The sequence below is a fragment of the Labedella phragmitis genome, from assembly GCF_004078635.1.
GTDB lineage: Bacteria > Actinomycetota > Actinomycetes > Actinomycetales > Microbacteriaceae > Labedella > Labedella phragmitis.
In genome coordinates, this window is the sequence record NZ_RZNB01000003.1 from 463,932 (window position 1) to 489,310 (window position 25,379).

25 protein-coding genes are annotated in these 25,379 nt (G+C 68.9%); 14 read left to right on the plus strand and 11 right to left on the minus strand.

What is annotated here, in order from left to right:
- Window positions 1–109: 109 nt before the first annotated feature.
- The gene (locus ELQ90_RS10280; RefSeq protein WP_128495151.1) at window positions 110–565 is read left to right on the plus strand and encodes a VOC family protein; all 456 of its coding nucleotides are present in this window, start codon (window positions 110–112) and stop codon (window positions 563–565) included.
- 218 nt (window positions 566–783) lie between these two features.
- Window positions 784–1,011: an RNA-binding S4 domain-containing protein gene (locus ELQ90_RS10285; RefSeq protein WP_128495152.1), complete on the plus strand. Its 228-nt coding sequence runs from the start codon at window positions 784–786 to the stop codon at window positions 1,009–1,011.
- Window positions 1,012–1,050: 39 nt separating this feature from the next.
- Here ELQ90_RS10285 and ELQ90_RS10290 read toward each other — a convergent pair whose 3' ends face one another.
- Complete coding sequence (locus tag ELQ90_RS10290) at window positions 1,051–2,109, minus strand: squalene cyclase (protein ID WP_243696116.1); 1,059 nt, start codon at window positions 2,107–2,109, stop codon at window positions 1,051–1,053.
- Window positions 2,110–2,305: 196 nt separating this feature from the next.
- Here ELQ90_RS10290 and ELQ90_RS10295 point away from each other — a divergent pair, with 196 nt between their 5' ends.
- Window positions 2,306–2,590 (plus strand): hypothetical protein, encoded by a 285-nt coding sequence (locus tag ELQ90_RS10295; protein ID WP_128495153.1) that lies wholly within the window; start codon window positions 2,306–2,308, stop codon window positions 2,588–2,590.
- A 16-nt stretch (window positions 2,591–2,606) separates the two neighbouring features.
- Here the strand turns inward: ELQ90_RS10295 and ELQ90_RS10300 are convergent, their stop codons facing one another.
- Entirely contained in the window at window positions 2,607–3,731 is a 1,125-nt protein-coding gene (locus ELQ90_RS10300) for an ROK family transcriptional regulator (RefSeq protein ID WP_243696117.1), read from the minus strand.
- 64 nt (window positions 3,732–3,795) lie between these two features.
- Between ELQ90_RS10300 and ELQ90_RS10305 the strand changes: the two genes are divergently transcribed.
- The 4 genes from ELQ90_RS10305 to ELQ90_RS10320 all read left to right on the plus strand — a co-directional run bounded on the left by ELQ90_RS10305 (window position 3,796) and on the right by ELQ90_RS10320 (window position 9,105).
- A complete protein-coding gene (locus ELQ90_RS10305) occupies window positions 3,796–5,934 on the plus strand; it encodes an alpha-galactosidase (RefSeq protein ID WP_243696118.1) in 2,139 nt (712 codons plus the stop codon).
- A gap of 432 nt (window positions 5,935–6,366) precedes the next feature.
- Window positions 6,367–8,331 carry a glycosyltransferase gene (locus ELQ90_RS10310; protein WP_128495155.1) on the plus strand — a complete coding sequence of 655 codons (1,965 nt, stop codon included), beginning with the start codon at window positions 6,367–6,369 and terminating at the stop codon, window positions 8,329–8,331.
- A gap of 41 nt (window positions 8,332–8,372) precedes the next feature.
- On the plus strand, window positions 8,373–8,705 hold the full coding sequence (locus tag ELQ90_RS10315) for an STAS domain-containing protein (protein WP_128495156.1): 333 nt from the start codon (window positions 8,373–8,375) through the stop codon (window positions 8,703–8,705).
- Window positions 8,698–9,105 (plus strand): ATP-binding protein, encoded by a 408-nt coding sequence (locus ELQ90_RS10320; protein WP_166408986.1) that lies wholly within the window; start codon window positions 8,698–8,700, stop codon window positions 9,103–9,105. Before ELQ90_RS10315 ends, ELQ90_RS10320 begins: the two co-directional genes overlap by 8 nt.
- Window positions 9,106–9,120: 15 nt before the next feature.
- On the opposite strand, the gene ELQ90_RS10325 is transcribed toward ELQ90_RS10320, so the two are convergent.
- The 3 genes from ELQ90_RS10325 to ELQ90_RS10335 form a co-directional block, all read right to left on the minus strand.
- A complete protein-coding gene (locus ELQ90_RS10325) occupies window positions 9,121–10,437 on the minus strand; it encodes a hemolysin family protein (protein WP_128495158.1) in 1,317 nt (438 codons plus the stop codon).
- 156 nt (window positions 10,438–10,593) lie between these two features.
- On the minus strand, window positions 10,594–10,938 hold the full coding sequence (locus ELQ90_RS10330; protein ID WP_128495159.1) for a UBP-type zinc finger domain-containing protein: 345 nt from the start codon (window positions 10,936–10,938) through the stop codon (window positions 10,594–10,596).
- Between the two features lie 69 nt (window positions 10,939–11,007).
- Complete coding sequence (locus ELQ90_RS10335; protein ID WP_128495160.1) at window positions 11,008–11,520, minus strand: DUF421 domain-containing protein; 513 nt, start codon at window positions 11,518–11,520, stop codon at window positions 11,008–11,010.
- A 157-nt stretch (window positions 11,521–11,677) separates the two neighbouring features.
- On the opposite strand from ELQ90_RS10335, the gene ELQ90_RS10340 reads away from it, so the two are divergent.
- From ELQ90_RS10340 to ELQ90_RS10350, 3 genes are all read left to right on the plus strand, one after another.
- Complete coding sequence (locus tag ELQ90_RS10340) at window positions 11,678–12,322, plus strand: Pr6Pr family membrane protein (RefSeq protein ID WP_128495161.1); 645 nt, start codon at window positions 11,678–11,680, stop codon at window positions 12,320–12,322.
- Between the two features lie 71 nt (window positions 12,323–12,393).
- Window positions 12,394–13,809, plus strand: a complete 1,416-nt coding sequence (locus ELQ90_RS10345) for a TrkH family potassium uptake protein (protein ID WP_128495162.1) — start codon at window positions 12,394–12,396, stop codon at window positions 13,807–13,809.
- 227 nt (window positions 13,810–14,036) lie between these two features.
- Window positions 14,037–15,869 (plus strand): BCCT family transporter, encoded by a 1,833-nt coding sequence (locus ELQ90_RS10350; RefSeq protein WP_243696119.1) that lies wholly within the window; start codon window positions 14,037–14,039, stop codon window positions 15,867–15,869.
- Between the two features lie 58 nt (window positions 15,870–15,927).
- Here ELQ90_RS10350 and ELQ90_RS10355 read toward each other — a convergent pair whose 3' ends face one another.
- Entirely contained in the window at window positions 15,928–17,445 is a 1,518-nt protein-coding gene (locus tag ELQ90_RS10355; RefSeq protein WP_128495164.1) for a SulP family inorganic anion transporter, read from the minus strand.
- A 207-nt stretch (window positions 17,446–17,652) separates the two neighbouring features.
- On the opposite strand from ELQ90_RS10355, the gene ELQ90_RS10360 reads away from it, so the two are divergent.
- Window positions 17,653–18,006: a MerR family transcriptional regulator gene (locus tag ELQ90_RS10360; RefSeq protein ID WP_128495236.1), complete on the plus strand. Its 354-nt coding sequence runs from the start codon at window positions 17,653–17,655 to the stop codon at window positions 18,004–18,006.
- Between the two features lie 102 nt (window positions 18,007–18,108).
- Here ELQ90_RS10360 and ELQ90_RS10365 read toward each other — a convergent pair whose 3' ends face one another.
- From ELQ90_RS10365 to ELQ90_RS10375, 3 genes are all read right to left on the minus strand, one after another.
- Window positions 18,109–19,341 carry an MFS transporter gene (locus tag ELQ90_RS10365; RefSeq protein WP_128495165.1) on the minus strand — a complete coding sequence of 411 codons (1,233 nt, stop codon included), beginning with the start codon at window positions 19,339–19,341 and terminating at the stop codon, window positions 18,109–18,111.
- Between the two features lie 72 nt (window positions 19,342–19,413).
- Window positions 19,414–19,809: a VOC family protein gene (locus ELQ90_RS10370; RefSeq protein ID WP_128495166.1), complete on the minus strand. Its 396-nt coding sequence runs from the start codon at window positions 19,807–19,809 to the stop codon at window positions 19,414–19,416.
- Entirely contained in the window at window positions 19,806–20,087 is a 282-nt protein-coding gene (locus ELQ90_RS10375; protein WP_128495167.1) for an ArsR/SmtB family transcription factor, read from the minus strand. The genes ELQ90_RS10370 and ELQ90_RS10375 overlap by 4 nt, the downstream gene beginning before the upstream one ends.
- Before the next feature lie 153 nt (window positions 20,088–20,240).
- Here ELQ90_RS10375 and ELQ90_RS10380 point away from each other — a divergent pair, with 153 nt between their 5' ends.
- Complete coding sequence (locus tag ELQ90_RS10380) at window positions 20,241–20,591, plus strand: VOC family protein (protein WP_128495168.1); 351 nt, start codon at window positions 20,241–20,243, stop codon at window positions 20,589–20,591.
- An 83-nt stretch (window positions 20,592–20,674) separates the two neighbouring features.
- Here the strand turns inward: ELQ90_RS10380 and ELQ90_RS10385 are convergent, their stop codons facing one another.
- Entirely contained in the window at window positions 20,675–21,676 is a 1,002-nt protein-coding gene (locus ELQ90_RS10385; RefSeq protein WP_128495169.1) for a cation efflux transmembrane domain-containing protein, read from the minus strand.
- Window positions 21,673–22,167: a substrate-binding periplasmic protein gene (locus ELQ90_RS10390; protein WP_243696120.1), complete on the minus strand. Its 495-nt coding sequence runs from the start codon at window positions 22,165–22,167 to the stop codon at window positions 21,673–21,675. Before ELQ90_RS10390 ends, ELQ90_RS10385 begins: the two co-directional genes overlap by 4 nt.
- Window positions 22,168–22,294: 127 nt before the next feature.
- Here ELQ90_RS10390 and ELQ90_RS10395 point away from each other — a divergent pair, with 127 nt between their 5' ends.
- Window positions 22,295–22,654 (plus strand): DUF6966 domain-containing protein, encoded by a 360-nt coding sequence (locus tag ELQ90_RS10395; RefSeq protein WP_128495170.1) that lies wholly within the window; start codon window positions 22,295–22,297, stop codon window positions 22,652–22,654.
- 187 nt (window positions 22,655–22,841) lie between these two features.
- Window positions 22,842–25,346, plus strand: a complete 2,505-nt coding sequence (locus tag ELQ90_RS10400; protein ID WP_128495238.1) for a DEAD/DEAH box helicase — start codon at window positions 22,842–22,844, stop codon at window positions 25,344–25,346.
- Window positions 25,347–25,379 lie beyond the last annotated feature (33 nt).

Consider the following 25,379-nt stretch of genomic DNA (forward strand, 5'->3'; position numbering starts at 1 on the left):
CATCATCGCGCGCATATAGGACGTTGCCTGACCGGAACTGCTGCGATCCTCTCCTCATCCCGAGAACGGGGCAGACGGAGCCCCGGCTCACCCACAGTAAGGAACGCTCATGACGCTCACCGCCACCACCCATCTCAACTTCCACGGCGAGGCACGCGACGCCCTCGCCTTCTACGCCACTGCCTTCGGCGGTCGATCGACGGTGACCACGTACGGCGACCTCGGTATGCCCGCGGGCCTCCCTGACAGCGACAAGGTCGTGTTCGGCGCGGCCTTCGCTCCGAACGGGTTCACGGTCATGGCGTACGACGTACCGGGGCGGACGGAACCGCGTACGCCCGGGAGCACGCGTCGCGAGAACGGCACGACCATCACCGACGAGCCGTTCTTCCTCGCGCTCGGCGGCGCCAGCCTCGAGGAGGTGACGGGTCCGTGGGAAGCGCTCTCGGACGGCGCGACGGTCATCGAGCCCCTCGCCGCCTCGGCCTGGTCGGCCGGCTTCGGTATGCTCACCGATCGCTTCGGCGTGACCTGGGCGGTGAGCGTCACCCCCGCTCAGGCCTGACGCTCGGATGGAACCGGTCGCTGAGCTTGTCGAAGCGCCCCACGCTATCGGGCGCGCGCCCCGTCGACAAGCTCAGGGACCGCGGGGGAGGGCGGCACGCTCGGGTAGCGTCGAAAGGGGCGACGGTCGCCGCACCTCTCGCCCGCCGCCGCACCTCTCGCCCATCGCCGCACCTCTCGACCGGGCTCCCCCGGCGCCAGCTCCGCTACCATTTCGGCATGACGAAGCGCACTCCGGTCGAGGACGTCCCGATCGGCGGCGAGACGATCCGCCTCGGTCAGTTCATCAAGTTCGCCGGCATCCTCGACTCCGGAGGTGAGGTGAAGGAGGTCGTCGCCGACGGGTTCGTCACCGTGAACGGCGAGGTCGACCGGCGCCGCGGCCGGCAACTCGCGGTCGGCGACGTCGTCGGCTTCGAGGGGCGGCGATTCCGCGTCGCGGAGTGACCCTCCATCCCTTGCCGGGTTCGGGTCCGATCCGTCCGGTCATGCGTGATTCTCCTCATCGCGGGACGTCGGCCCGCCGTCCTCCGTTGCGCTGACGATCGGGTCGTCGTCACCGTTACCGGTCTCGTCCCACCAGTCGAGCACGCGCGTGCCGATGAGCGTCAGCCACTTGGACGGCTCACCCTCCGGCACGTCGATGTCGACCCAGACGCGGCCGGGGAGTCGACCGGCCTGCAGCCACGTGCCGTCCGCCTGGCGAGCGGAGCGCACGAGTTCGACGGCGTCCGCCGCTCGCGGATCCGGGACCGTGCCCTCGAAGCGGGAGGCGTCGCGGAAGTGGTCGAGCGCGGCGAGCGCACTGTAGCGGTGCCGGTTGGGGTAGAGGAACTGGTCGACGAACCCGCCGACGCGTTCGCCCGTCGACAGTCGGTAGAGGAGGCGCCGTTCGAGGAGGTACTCCTCACCGCCGTGACGCGCGTCGCGGACGCTGTCGTCTCCGGTGATGCGCTCGTAGGCGAGCAGCCCGCGGATCGCGTTGAGAGTGGAGTGGAACGAGGAACGCGTCGAGGGCTCCTCACCCTCGCCCGGATCCTCCGCCGCGCAGTTCCAACCGCCGTCGCCGAGCCGGTGCTCGCGGAACCACGCGGCGAGCCCCGACATGTCGACGCCGAGCCACGCGCCGTTCGCGAGCGTGAAGGAATTGATGCAGACGTCGACCTCTCCGCCCCAGTAGGGCAGGTCGTCGTACTCCCACCGGCTGTTGGTGGCGAGCCGTTCCGCAGTGTCGCCGAGGACCGCTGCCTCGACCCCGAATTCGCGCAGGTCTTTGAGCGTCCAGGTCGTGGCGGTCCACGGCTGCCCCGGTTGCTCGGCCTCGGGACTGCCGAAGAAGCCCGCCGGGAAGTAGGCGCCGCCCGCCCACTGGCCGTCGGCGTCCTGCCGGGCGAGGAGCTCGGCGCCGAGCCCCTCCGTGGGCACGCGCGCCCGCGTCGCCTGCCACGCCCGGGGAGGCGCCCCCACAAGGTCTCGTTCGACCTGCCAGCGCAGGGCCGGGTCCGACTCCAGCAGCCAGTCGAGCACACGAGGATCGATCGCCATGCCCGCACGTTACTCGCGACCGCCGACACCGGGAAGATGCGAATTCACACCGGCGGCGCCATCGGCCGTGGCCGACGATGTTCGCAGAGCGCGGCATGGTAACCCCGGGTCACCGGAGGAGGTCAAGAGCTCGACGGGCGGTTGATGTCCTCCGTACCGTCGTATCGATGACTCGGTGACCGATGGAGGGGACGATTTGAATCACACGTTGATCCTGGGCGGACGATCATTCCCGCTCGACCCCTCTCTCGACCGCGAGCTCCTCGAGAGAGAGGTCGCGGAAGTCGCCCGGAACGGCGGCGGCTTCATCCCCATGAGGCTCGCCGACGGCGGTCGGCTCTCGTGCCTCGTGACCCCGGGGGTTCCCCTCGCGATCGAAGAGGCGAGCCCGATCGAGATCAGCGACGAGGTCGGCCATTCCCCCGCGTTGATCAGCCGACGTCTGCAGGCCGTCCCTCCGCCCTCATCCCACGCGGGCTGACGGCGACGGGATCGTCTCAGCCGCCGAGCACGAGTGACTGGATCGCGGAAGCCGCGGCGCCTCGTGCCCACTCGTCGAAGCCGGCGGCGTCGGCGATGATTCGTACCGGGCCGGCGAGCGGTCGGCGGTCGGCACGAAGGGCCCCGGCGACGTGATCCTGAGCGGCGGCGTACAGGGCGACACCGTCACCCGCGATCACGACGTCGCCGACCGCCGTCAGGTTGGCGACGAGGGCGAGCATCCGGCCGAGCGCCGACCCGGATGCGAGCACGACCGCCGTCGCCACCGGGTCTCCGCCGGCCGCGAGTTCGAGGAGCTCCGCGTATTCGACGTCGCGCTCGAGTCGATGGCTCGCCTCGCCGACGATCCCGGGGATCGTGAGCATGGCCGACGCGCAGCCCACATGGCCCTCCTCGCATTTCCAGCCCCCGGGGTCGAGCGGGAGGTGGCCCGCAAGACCGACGCCCGAATCGGGGCGGACCACGACGCGGTCGTCGAGGACGAGACCGTACCCGACGCCCATCCCGATCGTTACGACGGCCAGATCCCGGAGCCCGCGGGCGACGCCGAACCAGTGCACCCCGCGGGTGAGGGCGATGACGTCGTTCTCGATCACGAGGCGCGTGTCGTCGCCCAACCCGAGCAGGTCCCGCAGCGGCACGTCGGTCCAGTCGAGGAACGCCGCACGGCGGACGACGCCGCCGGCGTCGATGAGCCCTCCGAGACCGATCCCGACCGCGAGCACCCGATCCCCCGCGGAGATCTCCTCGATGACGTCCCGGAGAACCCGAGCGACAGCCCCCGGAGAACGGTCGTCGAGGTCACGCTCGATCTGCCGCAGGACGTGGGCCCGCAGGTCGGTCGCGACGACCGTGACGGCGTCGCCGGTCAGTTTCGCGCCGACGACGATCCCGAGGTCGAGTCGCACGTCGAGCGGTCGGACGGGGCGTCCGAGCGAGCGATCCGGCGGGCCGTCGGCCTCGACGACGAAGCCCGCATCGGCGAGCGTCTTCGTCAAGCGCGACAGGCTCGCGGCGGAGAGCCCGAGCGTTCGGCCGAGTTCCGCTCGCGAGACCGGACCGTGGATGAGGATCTGTCTGGCGAGCTCTCGAGCGGACGGGATGAGCCCGTCCGTGGCCATCCGTTCCATCGTGACGCCCCCGATCCCGCTTGACCACCATTTATTTCTACCGTAGAAATAATGCATGCACCGGCGCGACATGCTGCACTTGCGACACGACGGCACGAGCGTCGTCCTCGACCTCGGCTCCTCTCTGCCGACGATCCTGTGGTGGGGGGCGGACCTCGGAGAGGTCGACGACGCCGAGCTGCGCGACATCGCGACGGCGTCGATCCCGCAACGCGCGTCGGGCGGCCTCGACGATCATGCTCCGCTCACGCTGTTGCCCCAGCACGCCGACGGCTGGTTCGGCAGCCCCGGACTCCGCGGACATCGACCGAGCGGCCTCGCCTTCTCGCCGGCGCTCCGCACGACCGACGTGGAGACCACGAACGACGCGCACGGAGCCGGCGTCGTCGTGCGGGCCGCCGATCCTGCCGCCGCCCTCGCCGCGGAGATCCGGCTCGCGATCGGTGCCGGTGGCGTCGTCACGAGCACGATCGACCTCCGCAACGCGGGTGACGACGACTACACGCTCGACGCCCTCGCGGTGTCGCTGCCCCTCCCGCCATCGGCTCGCGAGATCCTCGACACGACCGGGCGTCACCTCCACGAGCGCTCCCCTCAGCGCCACGCCTTCACCATCGGCACGCACGAGCGGTCGAGCCACAAGGGCCGCCCGGGCGCCGACGCGACCCTGCTGCTCGTCGCGGGCGAGCCGGGCTTCGGATTCGAACGCGGCATGGCCCACGCGATGCACGTCGGCTGGAGCGGCGACCACGTCGTCCGCGCCGAGAAGCGCGTGACCGGCGAGACGCTGCTCATGGGCGGCGAGCTCCTCGGTTCGGGCGAGATCGTGCTCGCACCGGGAGAGTCGTACACGACACCGACCGTCTACGGGACGTGGGGCGACGGACTCAACGCCCTCTCCGCCCGGCTGCACGAGCACATCCGCGCGCGGCCGAGCCACCCCTCCCGGCCGCGCCCCGTGACCCTCAACACGTGGGAGGCCGTCTACTTCGATCAGAACTTCGCCGGACTCGCCGAGCTCGCGGCGGTCGCCGCCGACATGGGGGCAGAGCGATTCGTCCTCGACGACGGCTGGTTCCGCGGCCGCCGGGACGACACGACATCGCTCGGCGACTGGTACGTCGACGAAACCGTCTGGCCGGAGGGACTCCGTCCGCTCGCCGACCACGTCCGCTCCCTCGGACTCGAGTTCGGGTTGTGGTTCGAACCCGAGATGGTGAGCCTCGACAGCGACGTCGCACGCGCCCACCCCGACTGGATGCTCGCCGTGGCGGGCCGCACCCCCCTTCCGGGACGCCAGCAGTACGTCCTCGACGTCGCGAACCCGGCCGTCTCGGCGTACCTCCTCGAACGGATCGACTCGCTCGTCGAAGAGCTCGACATCGCCTACATCAAGTGGGACCACAACCGCGACGTGGTCGACGGCGCCTCGTCGACCACCGGCCGAGCTGGCGTGCACGCCGCGACCCGCGCCCTCTACGACCTGTTCGACGAGTTGCGCCGCCGCCACCCGGGCCTCGAGATCGAGTCGTGCGCTTCGGGCGGCGCTCGCGTCGACCTCGGGATCCTCGAGCGCACCGACCGGGTCTGGACGAGCGACTGCATCGACCCGATCGAGCGGCTCGACATCCAGCGCTACACGGGACTCCTCCTGCCGCCCGAACTCATGGGCGAGCACGTGAGCGGACCGACGTCACACTCGACGGGCCGCACGTTGGGCCTCGACCTCCGCGCCGCCGGTGCGGTCTTCGGGCATTTCGGCGTGGAGTGGGACGTTCGTGAGGCGTCCGCCGAGGAGCGCGCCCATCTCGGCGACTGGATCTCCGCCCACAAGCGGTGGCGCGACCGCCTCCACACCGCCCAGACGGTGCACGTCGACGTGACGGATCCGGCCGTGGACGTCCGCGGCGCCGTGAGCCCCGACGGCTCGTGGGGTCTCTTCGCACTCACCCAGGTCACGACGGGTGTCGGGCATCCTCCCGGCCGCTTCACGCTCGCGGGGCTCGACCCCGACCGCCGTTACACCGTGCGGGTACCCGAGCCCCTTCCCCGTGTGCTCGGCCCCGGCCAGTCGCCACTCCCGTGGGCGGAGTCGGGCGTGACGCTCACGGGACGCACGCTCATGTCCGTGGGGCTGCAGCGACCGATCCTCTTCCCGCAACACTCGATCCTCATCGAGCTCGCGACGGACTGAGGCGTCGGTCGCGCGGAAAACTCAGGCGGCGACGCGTGACACCACGAGGACCGTGATGTCGTCGGCGGGTTCTCCTCGGTGCGACGTTCGATGTGCGCGAAGAAGTCGTCGATGCTCGGGCTCGCGCGGAAGACGGCGGTGATCTCGTCGAGTGCGACCAGAGTTCCGTCGGAGAGGTCGAGGACTCCGTCGGACATCGAGACGAGACCATCACCCCTCGCGGCGACCTCGGTGTCATGACGTCCGTGATCGGACGATACACCGCACCTCCCCCACTTCGGGCGGGTCGAGGCACCGCCGACCGCGTGCTACGTTCCGTTGACGGAGTCTGTCGGCCACAGGGGACCGAGAGACGACGGTGAGGGAATCATGACGGTGAGGGAAGGCGACGCCGTGGGCCGGCGAGCTCGCAGGCACCGCGAGGATCGACACATGCTCCTCCTGCGGATCGTCGCCCTCGCCACCGTGATCCTCGGCGTCAACTACGTGGCGTGGCGCTGGCTCGAGTCGATCAACTGGGATGCCTGGTGGATCGCCGTCCCCCTCGTGATCGCGGAGACCTACAGCCTCATCGATGTCGCCCTCTTCGCCCTCACCATGTGGCGCGCCCGCGAGCGGCCCGCTCCACCACCACCCCTCGACGGCGTGACGGCCGACGTCTTCATCGCCACCTACAACGAGCCGGTCGATCTCGTCGCGACCACGGCTCGCGCCGCGCGCGACATCCGCTACCCCCACCAGACGTACATCCTCGACGACGGCGATCGGCCCGAGATGCGAGCTGCCGCCGCCGAGATCGGAGTGGGGTACATCACTCGTGGCCGCGAGTGGAAGAACCGGCCGCGGCACGCGAAGGCCGGCAACGTCAACAACGCTCTCATGCAGACGACGGGCGAGTTCCTCCTCATTCTCGACGCCGACATGATCCCGCGTCCCGAGATCCTCGACAACACGCTCGGCTACTTCCGCGACGAGGAGGTTGCCCTCGTCCAGACGCCCCAGGTCTTCAGCAACGTCGCGACGGGTGATCCGCTCGGCAGCCAGGCCCCGCTGTTCTACGGCCCCATCCAGGAGGGCAAGGACGGGTGGAACGCCGCGTTCTTCTGCGGGTCGAACGCCGTGCTGCGGCGCGAGGCGCTCATGCAGCTCGGCATCGTCGGGTACGTGCGGGAGACCGATCGTGCGGTCGCCGCGACCCTCCGCGACGCCACACGCATCGTGCGGCGGGCACGCCGGCGCGGCGGTGTCTCACCGGCGACGGCGGCCGCGCTCGATGAGACGGCCGCTGCACTCATCGAAGCTCGACGGCAGCTCGGCAACGGCGAGCCCCTCGGAGAGGTGACCTACACCGTGCAGAGACGCGTGCGGGCCGCCTCCGCCGGGCTCGTGAGCGATGACCTCGAGAACATCCGCGCAGACATCGAGGAGATCGAGCGTCTCGCGGGCGGCGAATCGCCCAGCGCGTCCTTCGGCCTGGACGCCGGCGACGGGGACGAGCTCATCGCCGCGCTCTCGACGCGTGAGCTGTCGCCGCTCAACGCCCTGGAGGCGGTCCAGCTGGCACTCCAGGCCGTCGACGTCGACCGGGGCGATGAGGCCCAGGCCGTCATGCCGCTCGCGACGATCTCCGTCACGGAGGACATGGCGACGTCGATGCGGCTGCACGCCCTCGGATGGAAGAGCGTCTTCCACAAGGAGCTGCTCGCCGACGGCCTCGCGCCGGAGGACCTCGGTACGGCGCTCACGCAGCGCTTGCGGTGGGCGCAAGGCACGATGCAGGTGTTCCTCCGGGAGAACCCGCTGTTCAGCACGGGGATGCGTCTCACGCAGCGACTCATGTACTTCTCCACGATGTGGAGCTACCTCGTCGGCTTCGCCACGATCGTCTACCTCGCGGCCCCAGTCGTCTTCCTCGTCTTCGGCGTGCTGCCCGTGACGAGCTGGGCTCCGGACTTCTTCTGGCACTTCCTCCCCTTCTTCATCGTCAATCAGATCCTGTTCCTCGTCGCCGCCCGCGGACTTCCGACGTGGCGCGGCCAGCAGTACAGCCTCGCGCTCTTCCCCGTCTGGATCCGCGCGTGCGTCACGGCCTTCAACAACGTGGTGCTGAAGCTCCCGCTCGACTTCGCCGTCACCCCCAAGACGAAGCAGGACGTGCGGAAGCGGCCGTGGGGAAAGATCACATGGCAGCTCATCGTCGCCGCCGTGCTCTTCGTCTCGGTCATCATCGGACTCGTCCGGGTCCTCATCCTCGGCGACGAAGTCATCGGAACGGTGGTCAACATCGTCTGGGTGGCCTACGATTTCGTCTGCCTGAGCGTGCTGATCGGAGCAGTCCGATTCAACGGTTTCCAGGGAGCGTCCGACACCGCGGACGACGAACGACAGCGGGTGTGACGCCGTCACGAAGATGACGGCGCACCAGGCGGAGGAGAGACATGCAGTTCACCACGGAGCACCTCGGGACCGACATCGCGGTCGTACGAGCGGATGGCCGCCTCAACATGGTCTCGGCGCCCGAGTTGCGCGAGACCGTCACGGTCGCCATCACGACCGGCCGCTCCCGCATCGTCGTGGACCTCGGCGCCACGAGCTTCATGGACTCGTCGGGGCTCGGCGCTCTCATCGGCTGCCTCAAGTCCGCTCGGCAAGCGGAGGGCGATCTGCGCATCGCCGCCCCCAACGACCAGGTCCGCATGGTGCTGAAGCTGTCGAACGTCGACCGGATCCTGCGGAGTTACGATTCCCCGGACGAGGCCTACCGTGACTGAGCTCGCCCGCCGGCTCACCACTCCGCCGGACACCGTCGACGCCGTTCACGATCTCCTCGACCGCTTGTGGGCGGTCGAGCCCACGATCACGGACGAGGACCGGATGCGGTTCGAGACGGCGCTCATCGAGCTCGCGAGCAACGTCGTCCAGCACGGCGACCGGGGCTCCGGAGTCGACTGGTCGGTCAACGTCACGTGCGACCCTTCCGTCCTCTCGGCGCAGCTCGTCGACTCCGCACCGCCCATCTCGCTCGACGTCGACGCCCGCCTGTCGATGCCGTCGGAGCTCGCGGAGGACGGCCGCGGCCTCGCCTTCGTCCGGCTCCTCGTCGACTCCGCGACGTTCGCGAACACGGCCGCCGGCAACGAGTGGCGCATCTCGAAGAACCGCGCCACCTAGAAACTCTCTCCCGCGTCAGACGGTGGGGGTCTCGGTCGGCTCGATCGTGTCTTCGACGGGGCGCTTCGTGACGAGCAGTTCCGAGATGCGCCGGCGGTCCATGGCCGTGACCTGGATGGTCGCGTCGTCGACCTCGACCGAGTCGCCGACGGCCGCGAGGCGGCCCAGCCGGTCGAGCACGAAGCCGGCGACCGTGTCCCACGTGCCGCGTGGGATCTGGAGGCCCGTCGCCTCCTCGAAGTCCTGGATGTTGAGGCGGCCGTCGACGAGCCCGCCCTCCGCGGTCAACTCGTCGGGAGCCATGTCGGTGTCGTACTCGTCGAAGATCTCGCCGACGACCTCCTCGACGAGGTCCTCGAGCGTCACGATGCCGTCGGTACCGCCATACTCGTCGACGACCACCGCGATCTGCTGGTTCTTCGCCCGCATGCCGGTGAGGGTCGGAAGGACCCGCGCCGTCGACGGCAGGTACGGGATGTCGCGCACGACCGTCGAGAGAGGCCGGGTGGCGTCCTCCGAGGCCGCGTCGAACAGGTCGCGGACGTGCACGAAGCCCGTGATGTCGTCGATCGACTGGTCGACGACGGGATAACGGGAGAAGGGCTGGTCCTGGACGCGCTCGACCGCCTCGGCGATCGTGCCGGCGCCGTCCAGGGAGACGACCTCCGGCCGCGGCCGCATGACCTCGCTGATCTGGCGGTCGCGCAGCGAGAGCACGTCATCGAGGATGCGCCGCTCGTCCTCCGGCAGGCCCTCGTGGCTCGACACGATGTCGCGCAGCTCCTCCTCCGTGAGCTCCTCCCCCGACTTGTTCGGGTCGCCGCCCAGGAGACGCACGACGGCGTTGGTCGAGATGGAGAGCAGCCAGATGACGGGCCGCATGAGGATCGCGAAGCCGTTGAGCACGGGAGCGACGGCGTAGGCGAAGGCCGCATTCCGCTGGATGGCGAGCCGCTTGGGGGCGAGCTCGCCGAGCACGAGCGAGAGGTAGGCGATGACGAGGGTGAGGGCGATGGTGGCGACGGTCGTCGCGACCTGCTCCGACAGACCGAGGGTCACGAACAACGGCGAGACCGACGGTGCGATCGACGACGCTCCGTAGGCCGCGGACGCGAAGCCGGCGACCGTCACTCCGATCTGCACGGCCGAGAGGAACGTGTTCGGGTTCCTCGCCAGATCGGCCACCTTCTCGCCGCGCTTGCCCCGCTGGGCGATCGCGTTGACCTGGCTCTCGCGCAACGTCACGAGGGCCATCTCCGTCGCGGCGAAGACGCCACCCACGAGGACGAACGCCACGACGAGGGCGATGTTGAGGAGGAGGTCGCCGTTCATCGGCCGACCTCCGTCCCGTGGAGCGCGCCCGGGGTCACCCGGGCGCGGGACCTATGGCAGTCGGACGAGGGGTCGACGGATCGTGTCATGCCCCCAGCGTAGGGAACGCTGCCGGGAGAACGCCGGGCTTACCTTCCGTCGAGACCGCTCGAGCTCTCAGCGATGGATGTGGTCGCGCCAGTCGTCGGGGACGCGGCCGGCCGGTCCGGGCACGCTCTGCTCCTCCGGGCGGTTGAGTGGCGGCGTGACGGGCACCGGGGCGGCTGCGGCGTTCGCCGCGTAGTCCCAGTACCAGTCCTCGCGCGGCTCGAACGAGCGGATGACGGGGTGCCCCGTCTCCCGGAAGTGCGCCGTCGCGTGCTGAGCGGGCGACGAGTCGCAGCAGCCGACGTGACCGCAGTCGACGCAACGACGGAGGTGCACCCACCACCCGCCGACGGCGTCGCAGTCGAGACAACCGGTGCCGCTCGGGGCGGGGGCCGTGGTGGAGGCGTCAGTCATGGGAGTCATTCTCGTGGACGGCACGGCCGCCCGACCAGTCCCCCCGCCCACGGCCCGCCGATGGAACCGTCAGTCGATGCCGACCACACCCGTCAGAGCGGATCCGTCGCCGTACTGCTCCGACGGGATCACGCTGAGCTTCCCGTTCGTCTCCAGGATCACCGCGGCCACGAGCGAGAGGTCCCCGACGCCGCTGCCGCGGACGGCCTGACGGAGCTCCTGCTCGGTGAGCCGGTGGGCCGCGAGGGCCGGCGCGTCGATCCGCCCATCGAGGAGGATCGCGGTCGGTCTGGCCTTGACGGCCTTCTCGGATCGCGGGAAGCGCGACGTCACCGACGCCACGAGGAACTGCATGCCGGCGAGAAGCGCGAGCGCTGCCGCGCCCTCGCTCCACGACACATCCGAGCTCAGGAGGATGGTCGCGAGCGTCGAACCGAGCGCGACCGTCACGATGAAGTCGAAGGCGTTGAGTTGACTCAGCGTCCGCTTACCGGACACGCGGAGGAGGACCACCAGGAAGACGTAGGCAGCGGCTCCCACGAGGACCACTCGCACGAGATCGGACCACGAATCGAACCACACGGCTGCTCCTCACGCTGAACGGACGACGACGGCAATCGACACCGTCAGTCAACACGACGGGGGAGCCGGGGGGCGACCGCTTGCGTTGCACGGGCCGGACGACGACGCGCCCGGCCGCTACGCTGCCAAGCACCGCCCGTCGACCGGAAGGTGCATCGTGCGATTCATCATCGTGGCCGTTCGCTCGGTGGCGCTGGTCACGACGATCTGGGCGCTGCTGTCGCGGACCAGTTGCTTCTACATCTACGGGACCTGCGTCGCCGTCAATGTGCTGAGCTACTTCACCATCCACAGCCACATCATCGCCGTGATCGCGCTGGCGATCGCCGTGGTGCTCGGACTCCGGGGACGACCGGCTCCGCAGTGGCTGACGGTGCTGCGGCTCCTCGCGACCACCTACGTCGTCGTCTCGGGAGGTGTCTTCGCGCTGCTCATCTTCAACGACGCTCTCGCCCCGTTCCTCCTCCAAGCCCCACTGTCATCGCGACTCCTGCACTTCGTACTGCCCGTGTACGCGGTCCTCGACTTCGTGCTCCTCAGTCCGCGTCGGGTTCCGCTGAAGGCCGCGTGGCTGTCGCTCGCGTTCCCCATCGCTTGGGCCGTCTACACGCTCGTCAGGGGACGGTCGGCGAACTGGTATCCGTACTTCTTCCTCAACCCGGACGCCGCCGGCGGTTACGGCATGATCAGCGTCTACGCTGCGGCCCTCTCAGCCGTCATCCTGGTCGTGACGGCCACCCTCACCCTCGCCCTCGAGGTCCGATTCCGTCGACGAGGGGCCGCGCCGTCGCCCTCCGCCTGACCTAAGCTGACTCGAGGTGAGCCGGGAAGCCTGGTCGGCATGTGATTCCCGCGCCCAGAAGGAGCCGACTCATGACATCTCCCTTCCGCCCCAGTTCGGCTGCGCCGCTCGGCACGGGTCTCTCGCGCTCCTTCGGACAACGCGTCGCGCTCTGGATCGGCGACGCCGCCAAGAAGACGCCCGCTCGGACGGCGGCTCTCGTCTTCATCCTCGCCGCGGTTCTCTTCACAATCCTCCTCTCCCTGCCGGCGGCGTCGGCCGACGGCCGGCCCACTCCCCTCCACGACGCCATGTTCACGGCGGTCTCCGCGGTCACCGTGACGGGCCTCGTGACCGTGGACACGGCCACGCACTGGTCGTTCTTCGGGCAGGCGATCATCCTCGTCGCGATCCAGACGGGCGGACTCGGCATCGTGACGATCGCGCTCCTCCTCGCGCGTGCGGTCAGCCGCCGCCTCGGCGTGAAGAGCAAGGTCTTCGCGCAGCAGAGCATCGGCTCGTCGGGTCTCGGCGAGGTGGGGAGCCTGCTCCGGATCGTCGTCCTCACAACACTGACGATCGAGGCGGCCCTCGCCGTGGTCCTGGTGCCCCGCTTCATGATCGTCGACGAGAAGTGGTGGGAGGGGCTCTGGCACGGCGTGTTCTACGCCGTCTCGGCGTTCAACAACGCGGGGTTCGCCTCGAACATCGGCGGGCTCGCCGCCTACGGCCCGGATCTCTGGACCCTCGTACCCATCATGATCGGCGTGTTCGTTGGGAGCTTCGGCTTCCCCGTCTTCCTCACGATCATCACGCACCGGTTCACCAGGGCGAGATGGACGCTGCACACCAAACTCACGCTCTCCGTCACGACGATGCTGCTCGTCGCGGGTGCCGTCGCGTGGGGAGCGCTCGAGTGGAACAACACCGGCACCGTCGGCGAGCTCGGCGTCGGTGACAAGATCTTCCACGCGCTCTTCTCGTCGGTCATGATGCGTTCAGGTGGTTTCGCGCTCACCGACACGGGCGAGTCGCTACCCGCGACGCTGCTCGCGACCGACGCGCTCATGTTCGTCGGCGGCGGTTCGGCTTCCACGGCCGGGGGCATCAAGGTCGCGACGATCGCCGTCCTGTTCCTGGCGATCGTCGCGGAGGCTCGCGGAGACAAGCACGTCCGAGCGGCGAATCGCACGATCCCCGATGCAACGCTGCGGCTCGCAATCAGCGTCACGTTCCTGGGTGCGACCCTCGTGCTGAGCGCGACAGCGCTGCTCATGCTCGTGACCGATGCGCCACTCGACCGCATCCTCTTCGAAGTCATCTCAGCCTTCGCGACATGCGGCCTCTCCGTCGGGCTGAGCGAAGAACTGCACCCGTTCGGAAAGTACGTCTTGAGCGCCCTCATGGTGGCGGGCCGCATCGGACCCGCCGGTCTCGCGGCCGCGCTCGCGGTTCGGCAGCGTACCCTCCTCTACGACGTCCCGGAGGAGCGACCGATCATCGGGTGAGCCTTCGCCGCCATCACGAACGGCTAACGACCGAGACCCTGTGACACCTCCACCATCGTCGCCGTTGTTAGGGTTGTTCGCCGTACGCAAACGCTCGACAGATACAGAACGCACGACGACATACGAAACGCGAGGACCGGATGGTCGACACTCGAAAACTCCCGGGCGCACCGAAGCCGAAACCCGATCCGGTGAAATCGGTTCTCCACGAGGTGAACGATCCGGGGATGATCCCGGTCCACCCCGCCCTCATCCCCGGCATCGGCGTCGAGAAGACCGGTCGGACCTTCCCGACGAATTGGGTCGTCCTCGCGATAGCGAGCGCACTCGTCCTCGCCGTCGTCATCTGGGGCTTCGCCGCTCCGGAGAGCATCAGTGCCGCGGGCGGAACATCGCTCGCGTGGGTCACCACGAACTTCGGCTGGCTCTTCTCGGCGCTCGCGATCGCGGTCATCGTCTTCATGCTGTGGGTGGGCTACAGCCGCACGGGCGGAATCCGGCTCGGCTCCGACGACGAGAAGCCCGAATACACGACGGTGTCGTGGATCGCGATGCTGTTCTCGGCGGGAATGGGTATCGGCCTGCTGTTCTGGGGACCCGCCGAGCCCCTCACGTTCTTCAACGCGCCACCACCGGGCACGACGGTCGAGGCCGGCACCGTGAACGCCATGAACACCGCTCTGGCGCAATCGTTCCTGCACTGGGGTCCGATGGCCTGGGGCTTCTACGCCCTCGTCGGCGGAGCCATCGCGTACGCCGCGTACCGCCGGGGCCGTTCGCCGCTGATCTCCGCGATCTTCATGCCGATCTTCGGCTCGCGCACGGAAGGACCCGTCGGCGCGGTCATCGACGTCTTCGCGATCATCGTGACCCTTTTCGGCACCGCCGTCACTCTCGGGATGGGAGCGCTGCAGATCGGGCGCGGCGTCGAGTACGTGAGCGGAATCGGTCCGCTCGGCAACGGATTCCTCGTCCTGACGATCACGATCCTGACCGCGCTCTTCGTGGTCTCCGCCGTCTCGGGGATCAAGCGAGGCATCCGACTCCTGTCGAACATCAACATGGTGCTGGCCGGGATCATCGGTGTCTTCATCTTCATCGCCGGCCCCACTCTGTTCCTCTTGAACCTCATCCCCGCCGCGATGATCGACTTCTTCCGGGAGCTCGGCACGATGCTCGTGCGGAACCCGACCCAGGGCGAGACGGCGTCGGCATTCATGTCGAGTTGGACGACCTACTACTGGGCCTGGTGGATCTCGTGGACGCCGTTCGTCGGCATGTTCATCGCGAAGATCTCGCGCGGGCGCACCCTGCGGGAGTTCGTGACCGTCGTGATCATGGTGCCGTCGCTCGTGTGCGTCGTCTGGTTCGGCATCATGGGCGGCACGACGATGTGGCTCGAGCAGGGCGGCGCGGCCATCAGCGACGCCGGCGGCTCGGACGCCGTGTTGTTCGCCGTCTTCGACCAGCTGCCGTTCGGCGCGATCGCCTCCGTCGTCGCCATGCTCTCCATCGTGATCTTCTTCGTGACGTCCGCTGATTCGGCCGCGATCGTCATGGGGTCGATGAGCCAGCGCGGTAAGCCGGAGCCCTCGACCTGGGTCACCATCGTGTGGGGTCTCCTCCTCGGGGCCGGAGCGCTCGCCTTGCTTCTCGCGGGAGGGGAGACAGCGCTCAGCGGGCTGCAATCGATCATGGTCGTGACGGCCCTCCCGTTCGCGTTCATCGTCATCGGGATCATGCTGGCGTGGGCGAAGGAATTGCGGACGGATCCGTATGTACTCCGTCAGCGCTTCGCCACGACGGCCATCTCGCAAGGCGTGAGGCGAGGGATCGAGGAACACGGCGACGACTTCGTCTTCGGCGTCAGCGAGGTGGAGGCGGACAAGGGCGCCGGTGCCTGGCTCGACACGGAGGACCCTGTTCTCAGCGACTGGTACACGTCGGCGACGACGGGCGCGATCGATCACGTGATCGTTCCGGACGGCACGACGATCCCGCCGAAGCAGACCGAGGACGGCGCACCCGATACGAAAACCACTCCCACCACAGGGGTCTGACCCGATCGAAAGAGAACGCCGCGGGCACATGTGCTCGCGGCGTTCTCGCGTTCCCGGCCTACTCGCCGCCGAGGTGCCCCGCGAGGCGACCGTGCATGCTCGCGCTCGCGTCGTTCATCCCCTCGATGACGACGCGCTTGCCGTGGCGTTCGTACTTCGTGACGATCGCGTCGAGCGCGGCGACCGTCGACGCGTCCCACACGTGCGAACCGGACAGGTCGATCACGACCCGCTCCGGATCCTCCGCGTAGGAGAACTGGGTCGTGAGGTCGTTGCTCGAGGCGAAGAACAGCTCCCCAGTGACCCGGTAGGACGCCGTCGGCACAGCACCATCTTCGTCGATGGTGCGCTCGACGGTCGCGAAGTGGGCGACGCGTCGCGCGAACACGACCATCGCCGCGACGACACCGATGATCACACCGATCGCGAGGTTGTGGGTGACGACCACGACGGCGACCGTCGCGACCATGACGACCGTCTCGCCGAGCGGCATGCGTCGCAGCGTGGACGGGCGGATGCTGTGCCAGTCGAACGTGCCGACCGACACCATGATCATGACCGCGACGAGAGCGGCCATCGGGATGATCGCGACGAGGTCGCCGAGCACGACGACGAGGATGAGGAGGAAGACTCCCGCGAGGAACGTGGAGATTCGGGTCCTGGCTCCCGAGACCTTCACGTTGATCATCGTCTGACCGATCATCGCGCAGCCGCCCATACCGCCGAACAGCCCGGACAGGACGTTCGCCGCTCCCTGCCCGAGCGACTCACGCGTCTTCCCCGAAGGGGTGTCCGTGATGTCGTCGACGAGCTTCGCCGTCATGAGCGACTCGAGCAGGCCGACGAGCGCCATCGCGAGCGCGAACGGCGCGATGATCGTGAACGTCTCCCACGTGAGCGGCACGTTCGGGATGAAGAGTTCGGGAAGGCTCCGGGGCAGCTCGCCCTGATCCCCGACCGTCGGCACGTTGATCGCCGTAACGACGACCGCGACGGTGATGAGCACGATCGCGACGAGCGGCGCCGGAACGGCCTTCGTGAGCCGCGGCATGAGCACCATGATGACGATGCCGATCGCGACGAGCGGGTAGACGAGCCACGGCACCCCGATGAGGTGCGGCAGCTGGGCCGAGAAGATGAGGATCGCGAGTGAGTTGACGAATCCGACCATGACGCTCCGCGGGATGAAGCGCATGAGCTTCGCGACGCCGAGGAGCCCGAGCACGAGCTGGAAGAGTCCAGCGAGGATCACGGTCGCGATGAAGTAGTCCATCCCGTACTCTCGCGCGACAGGCGCGATGACGAGCGCGACAGCTCCTGTCGCGGCCGAGATCATCGCGGGCCGTCCCCCGAGGAACGCGATCGTGACCGCCATGACGAACGACGAGAACAAGCCGACCCGCGGATCGACGCCCGCGATGATCGAGAACGAGATCGCCTCGGGGATGAGCGCGAGCGCGACCACGAGTCCAGCGAGCACCTCCCGCGTGAGGATGCGGGGGGTGCGCAGCGCGGTGAGGACGGACGGCTCCGCTCGGTACCGTTCGCGAGAGGTAGTCTTCGTGCCGATGGACATCAGGGGGCTCCAGTACGAGTCGGGTCCTCAGCGCGAGGACCGATGGGGAAGAGTGGGTCCGGCGCTTCGTCGCGCTATCGGCGCATGCACGAACAGCACGCGGCAAGATGGGGAGGTGCTCGGCTCGATCAGCCGGCACGCAGTACTCTACCCTAACGTAAGGGTTGACTTGAAGTGAGGCCAGGCGTGACCACCGAACCGACCACCATGCACATCGGCGAACTCGCCGAACGCACCGGCCTGTCTCTGCGCACCCTGCGGCACTACGACGAGGTCGGCCTCGTGAGTGCGTCCGGCCGCACCGAGGGCGGCTTCCGCCTCTACACGCAGGACGACTACGACCGGTTGATCCTGATCCGCCGCATGAAGCCCCTCGGCTTCACGCTCGAGGAGATGGCCGAGCTCCTCGACATCATCGACACGATGCGCGGAACACCCGATGCCGCGTCACGCGCCGCTCTCGAGCGCTTCGTCGCCGAGGCCGCCGACCGTCGCGCGAAGCTCCAGCAGCAGTTGGCGATGGCGGACGAGTTCATCGAACTGCTCGCATCGCACCGCTGAAATCGACGAGTGGCCATGAGAACCACCATGCCGTGACCCCGTCCGTTCATCGCGGCCTTCATCGGACGTGCCCTCGACTCCCCGGGAGCGGCGGACGCCGAGTCAGGCGGCGGGGGCCTCGCCTTGACCTGTCGTCCCGCGCCGACGCGGGCCCAGCACGCCCGCGAGGAAGAGCGTCACCACGCCGGCGAGCGGCACGAGGACGAGCCCGACGCGCAGGCTCGAGGCATCCGCGATGAGGCCGACGATGGGCGGCGAGAGCAGGAAGCCGAGCCGCATGAGCCACGACACGATCGTGAGCCCCGTGCCCGCGCGGAGCCCGGGGATCCCGTCCGCCTGGTGCATCGCCGCGGGGATGAGGGTCGCGACGCCGAAGCCCGCTGCGGCGAATCCGGCGATCGTGCCCGGAACGGACGGGAAGAGCAACGCCGAGCCCATCCCGACCGCGGCGATGACGCCGCCGACACGGGCGACCGCGACCTGGCCGAAGCGGTTGACGAACCCGTCGCCGAGAAGCCGGCCCACGAACTGCGCGCCGACGAGAGCGATGAATCCCCACGCGGCGACGGCGGAGGATGCGGCGAGGTCTCGGTCCAGGTAGAGCGTCGCCCACGAGAAGCCGGCATCCTCGACGACGATCCCGGAGATCGCGACGGCGACGAGTGCGAGCAGGAGGAGGACGGTGCGCGGCCTGAGCCCCGCGCGCGCTGCGGCACCCGGGGTCGTGTCGACCTCCGCGGCGTCGTCGGTGTCCGGCCCGGGGAGACAGAACCGGAGGGCGACGAGCGCGACGACGGCGAAGATCGCGGCCGAGATCGGCAGGTGCACCTGGCGGGGCACGCCGAGGGCGATGGCCCCGGCCGCCATGACGCCGCCGAGCACGGCACCGATGGACCACGTCGCATGGAAGGAGTTGAGGATCGACCGGCCGTACCGCCGCTGCACCCGCAACCCGTGGGAATTCTGTGCGACGTCGGTGATCGAGTCGAGAGCACCCGAGATCAGGAGCGCTGCGGCGAAGAGGGCGAGCGACGGCGCGAAGGCGACGACGACCGTCGCGAGGGCCGTGAGCATCGTTCCGGCGACGGCCGCGCGCGCGGAACCGAAGCGCCGGAGGACCGCCGCCGCACCGAGACCCGCGATGATCGCACCGGCAGCCGACGCGGCGATCGCGATGCCGTACGCAGCGTTGTCGACGCCGAGGTCGGCCTTGATCTCGGGGTAGCGCGGAACGACGTTCGCGATGAGTGCCCCGTTGGTGAGGAAGAGGGCGTTGACCGCGGCTCGAGCCCGGCGTTCCTGGCGAGACGGGCCGGGGGGAGGTGCAGCAGCCATATGTACGAGCGTACGGCGTGTCGGACGGCGCCGATCACGGCCCGGCCCCGAGCCCGTCGAATGGCAGCCGTGTCAGTCGGCGGCGGTGTACTGGGCGAGTTGGACGAGGTTGCCCACCGTGTCGTCGAGGACCGCGACGGTCACCGGCCCCATGTCGACGGGCTGCTGCGTGAACACGACGCCGAGCGCACTCAGCCGCTCGTACTCCGCATGGATGTCCTCGACCCCGAAGACGCAGAAGGGGATCCCGTCGGCGGCGAGCGCGTCCGTGAACGGGACGACGGCCGGGTGGTCCTTCGGCTCGAGCGAGATCTGCGTGCCCGCCGGGTCCTCCGGCGACACCACAGTGAGCCACCGGTGCTCGCCCATCGGGACGTCCGCAGCGGTCTGGAAACCGAGGACGCCTCCGTAGAAGTCGAGGGCCTTCTGCTGGTCGTCGACGAAGATGGATACGGCTTGGAGCTTCATTGCGGCGCCTCCTTGGCGGGCCACCGCTCGGCGATCTGCGCGAGCGGGCGGGTGTCGATCGTGTGGAACGTGTAGCGGCCGCGCTTCTCCCGACGCACGAGACCTGCGGCCTCGAGGACGTCGAGATGCTGCGACACCGCCTGCCGCGACGAGGTCACGGCGTGACGCATCGCGAGCCGGGAGCACAGCTCGAAGAGCGTCTGCTCGTCACGCTCGCTCAGCTCGTCGAGGATGGCCCGGCGCGTCTCGTCGGCGATCGCCTTGAAGACATCGGCCATGCGTCGAGTATAGGCAAGTGTCCACTTGCCTATCAAGGGATATCTCAGGGGGACGTCTCAGCAGGAGCCGAGGGGTGATCCACTCCGACGATGGTGGGCGTCGAGTGCGACGACAGCTTGCCGATCGTGGGCCTCAGCCGCTTCACTGGGGTGATGAAACCCACGAGCGTCTCCGTCGCCCTTCCCGTCCGCGACCTCGCTTCGGCCATCGCCTGGTATCGGCGGGCGTTCGCGATCGACGAGGACCCGGTGTCGCCGGCGCCCGGTCTCGCTGAATTCCTCGTCGGCCCGATCGAGTTGCAGCTGAGCGAGGAACCGACGGACCGCTCGGGGGCGGAGATCACGGTGCGGTTCGGCGTCACGGACGCCGCGGCAGAGCATTCCCGCTTGAGCACGCTCGGCATGGAGGTCGGGGAGCTGATCCACGTTCCCGGAGTCGTCGACGTCTTCGATTTCGCAGACCCGGACGGCAACGTCCTCAGTGTCTACTCGCTCGCCGACTGACCCCGTCACCGCGTCGGAGGTCGCCGCTCGTCTACGCAGGACACCCCCTGGAAGGAGCGGAGCGCGACGGCTCAACCGGCGTCCTACTGGTTGCGCTCCGATTGACGGTCGTGAACGCTGCCGCCGACTTCCTCGGGTAGCTCCTCCACCGGGACGACGACGACGTCCTGGAGCTTCCAGTCGAGATCGATGAGTCGGTCGCGGGCGCTCTCGAGATCGGTCAGCGAGACCTTGCCCCAACGCGACACCACGAAGGCCTCGGCGTGGAACACGTGGCCCTGATCGCGCAGTCGGACGCCCGCGTCCTCGACCCAGCGCAGGGTCCGCAACTCGTCGACGATGTGGCGGCCGAGCGGATGCGGCGCGCCGTCGTCGAACGTCGTCGCGCGCGAATCCATCAGGTCCGTGATCGCGGCGCGCACGTTCTTGACGCCGTCCCAGACGATGCTCGCGGCGATGAAGATCGCTGCGGCCGAGTCGGCCCACCAGAGGCCGACACCGATGCCCGCGACGCCCACGATCGAACCGACCGCCGTCTGCCAGTCGGCCTTGTTCATGTCCGCGTCGGCGTAGAGCACCTTGTCGTGCAGTTCCTTCGCGAGCGCCATCTTCTGGCGACCGAAGTAGATGGGCAGCGGGATCGTGAGCGCCATCACGCCCATCATGAGCCAGCCGAGCCAGACCACATGCCCGAAGAGCTCGACCGAGCCGATCGGCGGGTGTTCGGCCGCGATGAGACCGGACGCGGAGTCCGCGATGAGGTACGCGCCCATCGTGAAGAGGGCGACGCCCGCCACGAGATGCGCAATGCCGATCGAGCGGTGGAATCCGTACGGGTGCCGCATCGTCGGCGTCCTGTTGACGATCCGCACCGCGATGAGGAAGGCGAGCGGCGGCGCGAGCGACAGCATGTCCTCGATCCACGCGGCCTTCATCGCTTGCGAGTTGCCGAGCACCAGGTACACGAGCGCGATCGTGATCACGAGGAACACGAGGGTGGCCCACTCGATGCGGATGGAGGCCTTCAGGACCTCGGCCTGCCGGTCGGGCAACTCCGTCCGTCCGAAGCGCGGCTTCGCGGTCACTTCTGCTCCCCGTCCCCCTCGAGCAGGAACCGCTCGAGCCGCACGAGGAACGCGTTCTCTCCCATCGGGGCGAGCATCACGTGCTTCGCGGTCGTGCCCTCGTCGTTCGTCGATTCGGCGTACGGCTGAGTCATCGCCGCCTTCGACGTCCACGGCGTCGTGTCGGTGAAGCCGCCGATCACGAGGTCGAGTTCGCCGCGTTCGAGAGCGGAGACGAGGTCGGCCTCGCCGCCCTCCGTCCAGTCGACGTCGGCATGGAGGTTCTCCGCGAACTCCTCGACGAGGTCGACCTCGGTGCCGGTGGGCGCCCCGCTCCCCGCGGTCTCCGTCCAGGGCGCGCTCTCCGACACGCCGACGCGGAGTTCACCGCCCGTCACGCGGTCGAGGGTGCCGTCGGGGTCGTTAGGGATCGAGATGCCGCAACCGGCCAGGAGGGAGACCGCGACGATCGCGAGGGTCGTCGGCGTCGCCGAGCGGAGGAACATGCTCATGACCACGACCCTATCGAGGCATCGTCGACCGGGCACGCTGCTGGACTCTCTCCTCGGGGAGGAGGATCATTGGCCCCGATCGCGCGCCGCTTCCGGTGATCCCACCCCAGTCGATACGCTCGAACGGATGGGTGGCGCATGGCGATCAGACGACCAGACGGTACCCGCACGCGCGCTCGAGGAGTTCGCCGACTCGATGACCGCTCTCGGTTATCCCACCGCGACGTCTTGGGCGGACGGGTTCCGCTCGCTCGCGGAGCGATTGCGTGCGATGCCCGCCGCCGCCGATCGCCGAGCTCTCTATCGCCACGTCGGGCAGATGCTCCGTGGTGGAATGGGCAGCGTCAACGACCTCTACTCCCCCGAACCGGAGATCGACGCCGCGTACCGCCAGGCGCGGCACGCGGTCGGGCGGATCTTCGGGCTGAGTTTCGCGCGCTCGTTGCTCGACGACGCGTTCCTGGGGCGAGTGTCCTGGTACCGCTGATGTCCCTCTGCGATGCCGGCGGCGTGACCGGTGACCGGGACGCGGCCGACTCGTTCCACTCCCCCGGCGTCGACACCGTGCTCTCGGCGTCCCGCGCCCTCGCTTCCTGAGACGGACCGCCGACTCCACAACCCGACGCGTCACCGGGAGCGACTAGCGTCGTAGCGTGACCTCCCTCCTCGAACGCATGCCGTCGGCCGATGATCCGGACGCCGCGTACACCGCGTTCGCGGAGTGGGCCGAGGAGCGCGGCACGACCCTCTACCCCGCGCAGGAGGAGGCCGTCCTCGAGATCGTCACGGGAGCGAACGTCGTCCTCTCGACGCCGACCGGCACGGGCAAGTCGCTCGTCGCGATCGCCGCCCACGCCGTCGCGACCGCGCGCGGCGAGGTCAGCTACTACACAGCGCCGATCAAGGCCCTCGTGAGCGAGAAGTTCTTCCAGCTCGTGGACGTGTTCGGCGCTGAGAACGTCGGCATGGTCACGGGCGACACGTCGGTGAACTCGGACGCGCCGATCATCTGCTGCACGGCCGAGATCCTCGCGAACCTCGCCTTGCGTCACGGTGAGGAGGCCCTCGTCGACGTCGTCATCATGGACGAGTTCCACTACTACGCCGACGCCGACCGCGGTTGGGCGTGGCAGGTCCCCCTCCTCACGCTCCCCCGTGCGCGCTTCGTGCTCATGTCGGCGACGCTCGGCGACGTCACCGAGATCGCCGACGACCTCGAGGAACGGACCGGTCGGCCGGTCGCGAAGGTCACGGGCGTCGAACGGCCCGTTCCGCTCTTCCACTCCTACGAGCGCTCACCGATCCACGAGACGGTCGAGGAACTCCTTCACACCGACAAGGCGCCGGTCTACATCGTCCACTTCTCGCAAGCGGCCGCGATGGAGCGCGCTCAAGCGCTCATGAGCATCAAGATGCTCTCGCGAGAGGCGCGCGACGAGATCGCCGACGCCATCGGTGAGTTCCGGTTCACGACGGCGTTCGGCAAATCGCTCAGCCGCCTCGTGCGGTCCGGGATCGGCGTGCATCACGCGGGCATGCTGCCGAAGTACCGCCGCCTCGTCGAGCAGCTCGCGGGGCGCGGGCTGCTGCGGGTCATCTGCGGGACGGACACCCTCGGCGTCGGCATCAACGTCCCGATCCGCACCGTGCTCCTGACGGCGCTCACGAAGTTCGACGGCACGAAGATGCGGCAGCTCACGGCGCGCGAGTTCCACCAGCTCGCCGGGCGGGCCGGTCGCGCCGGGTACGACACCGCCGGCTACGTCGCCGTCGAGGCTCCCGAGCACGAGATCGAGAACGCGCGAGCGATCGAGAAGGCTGGGGACGATCCGAAGAAGAAGCGCAAGATCATCCGCAAGAAGGCGCCGGAGGGCTTCGTCTCGTGGGGAGAGGCGAGCTTCGAGAAGCTCCTCGCCGCCGAACCGGAACCGCTCACGAGCCGCATGCAGATGACGGCGTCGATGCTCATGAGCATCATCTCCCGCGGAAGCGACGCGCTCTCGGACGTGCGCGATCTCATCTTCTCGAGTCATGAACCGCGAGCCCGGAAGTACGCGCTCGCCCGCCGCGCGATCGAGATCTTCCGCACCCTCGTCACCGCGGAGGTCGTCGAGGTCGTCCGCGGCGAGGTCGCCGAGGACGGCACACCGCTCAAGCCGATCATCCGGTTGACGGCGCCGCTCCAGCACGACTTCGCGCTCAATCAGCCCCTCTCCCCGTTCGCGCTCGCGGCGCTCGATCTGCTCGACCCGGCGTCGCCCGAGTACGCGCTCGACGTCGTGAGCGTCATCGAAGCCACGCTCGACAACCCACGGCCGGTGCTGTCGCAGCAGGAGTACAAGGCGAGGGGTGAGGCCGTCGGCGCGATGAAGGCCGAGGGCATCGAGTACGAGGAGCGCATGGAGCTCCTCGAGGAGGTCACGTACCCGAAGCCGCTCGAGGAGTTGCTCACGTCCGCCTTCGACACGTTCGCCGAGACGCAGCCGTGGGTCCGCGACTACGAACTCAAGCCCAAGTCGGTCGTGCGCGACATGGCCGAGCGGGCGATGACGTTCGGCGAGTTCGTGTCGTTCTACGCGCTCGGCCGCAGCGAGGGGCTCGTCCTCCGCTACCTCGGCGACGCGTACCGCGCGTTGCGGCACTCGGTGCCGGAGGAGCTCAAGAGCGAGGAGCTGCTCGACATCGTCGAGTGGCTCGGCGAGCTCGTGCGACAGGTCGACTCGAGCCTGCTCGACGAGTGGGAGCGGCTCATCAATCCCACGATCGATCCAGAGGCACCCGTCGCGCCGCCTCCCCCGCCGAGCGTCCTGCGCAACCGGCGCGCGTTCACGGTGCTCGTCCGCAACGAGCTGTTCCGTCGCGTGCAGCTCATGGCCCTCGAGGACGAGCAGGGCCTCATGGAGCTCGACGGCCCGTCCGGTTTCGGACTCGCGCAGTGGGGCGACGCGCTCGACGCCTACTACGAGCAGCACGACTCCATCGGAACCGGGGCGGACGCCCGCAGCGCGCGGATGCTCTCGATCGAGGAGCGACCGGACGAGGGCGTCTGGCACGTCCAGCAGATCCTCGACGACCCGGAGGGCGACCACGACTGGCGCATCTTCGCCGATGTCGACCTCGCCGCCTCCGAGGCGGAGGGCGTCGCGATCGTGCGCGTCACGCGGGTCGCCGCGCTCTGAGGCGGAGGTCGGGCCACGCACCCGGCAGTGGCT

Bases quoted from the DNA above. Each gene is read 5' to 3' on its own strand.
- ELQ90_RS10280 (WP_128495151.1), top strand. From the start codon at position 110: ATGACGCTCACCGCCACCACCCATCTCAACTTCCACGGCGAGGCACGC.
- ELQ90_RS10285 (WP_128495152.1), top strand. From the start codon at position 784: ATGACGAAGCGCACTCCGGTCGAGGACGTCCCGATCGGCGGCGAGACG.
- ELQ90_RS10290 (WP_243696116.1), bottom strand. From the start codon at position 2,109: ATGGCGATCGATCCTCGTGTGCTCGACTGGCTGCTGGAGTCGGACCCG.
- ELQ90_RS10300 (WP_243696117.1), bottom strand. From the start codon at position 3,731: ATGGCCACGGACGGGCTCATCCCGTCCGCTCGAGAGCTCGCCAGACAG.
- ELQ90_RS10305 (WP_243696118.1), top strand. From the start codon at position 3,796: ATGCACCGGCGCGACATGCTGCACTTGCGACACGACGGCACGAGCGTC.
- ELQ90_RS10310 (WP_128495155.1), top strand. From the start codon at position 6,367: ATGCTCCTCCTGCGGATCGTCGCCCTCGCCACCGTGATCCTCGGCGTC.
- ELQ90_RS10315 (WP_128495156.1), top strand. From the start codon at position 8,373: ATGCAGTTCACCACGGAGCACCTCGGGACCGACATCGCGGTCGTACGA.
- ELQ90_RS10325 (WP_128495158.1), bottom strand. From the start codon at position 10,437: ATGAACGGCGACCTCCTCCTCAACATCGCCCTCGTCGTGGCGTTCGTC.
- ELQ90_RS10330 (WP_128495159.1), bottom strand. From the start codon at position 10,938: ATGACTGACGCCTCCACCACGGCCCCCGCCCCGAGCGGCACCGGTTGT.
- ELQ90_RS10345 (WP_128495162.1), top strand. From the start codon at position 12,394: ATGACATCTCCCTTCCGCCCCAGTTCGGCTGCGCCGCTCGGCACGGGT.
- ELQ90_RS10350 (WP_243696119.1), top strand. From the start codon at position 14,037: ATGATCCCGGTCCACCCCGCCCTCATCCCCGGCATCGGCGTCGAGAAG.
- ELQ90_RS10355 (WP_128495164.1), bottom strand. From the start codon at position 17,445: ATGTCCATCGGCACGAAGACTACCTCTCGCGAACGGTACCGAGCGGAG.
- ELQ90_RS10360 (WP_128495236.1), top strand. From the start codon at position 17,653: ATGCACATCGGCGAACTCGCCGAACGCACCGGCCTGTCTCTGCGCACC.
- ELQ90_RS10365 (WP_128495165.1), bottom strand. From the start codon at position 19,341: ATGGCTGCTGCACCTCCCCCCGGCCCGTCTCGCCAGGAACGCCGGGCT.
- ELQ90_RS10370 (WP_128495166.1), bottom strand. From the start codon at position 19,809: ATGAAGCTCCAAGCCGTATCCATCTTCGTCGACGACCAGCAGAAGGCC.
- ELQ90_RS10375 (WP_128495167.1), bottom strand. From the start codon at position 20,087: ATGGCCGATGTCTTCAAGGCGATCGCCGACGAGACGCGCCGGGCCATC.
- ELQ90_RS10380 (WP_128495168.1), top strand. From the start codon at position 20,241: ATGAAACCCACGAGCGTCTCCGTCGCCCTTCCCGTCCGCGACCTCGCT.
- ELQ90_RS10390 (WP_243696120.1), bottom strand. From the start codon at position 22,167: ATGAGCATGTTCCTCCGCTCGGCGACGCCGACGACCCTCGCGATCGTC.
- ELQ90_RS10395 (WP_128495170.1), top strand. From the start codon at position 22,295: ATGGGTGGCGCATGGCGATCAGACGACCAGACGGTACCCGCACGCGCG.
- ELQ90_RS10400 (WP_128495238.1), top strand. From the start codon at position 22,842: ATGCCGTCGGCCGATGATCCGGACGCCGCGTACACCGCGTTCGCGGAG.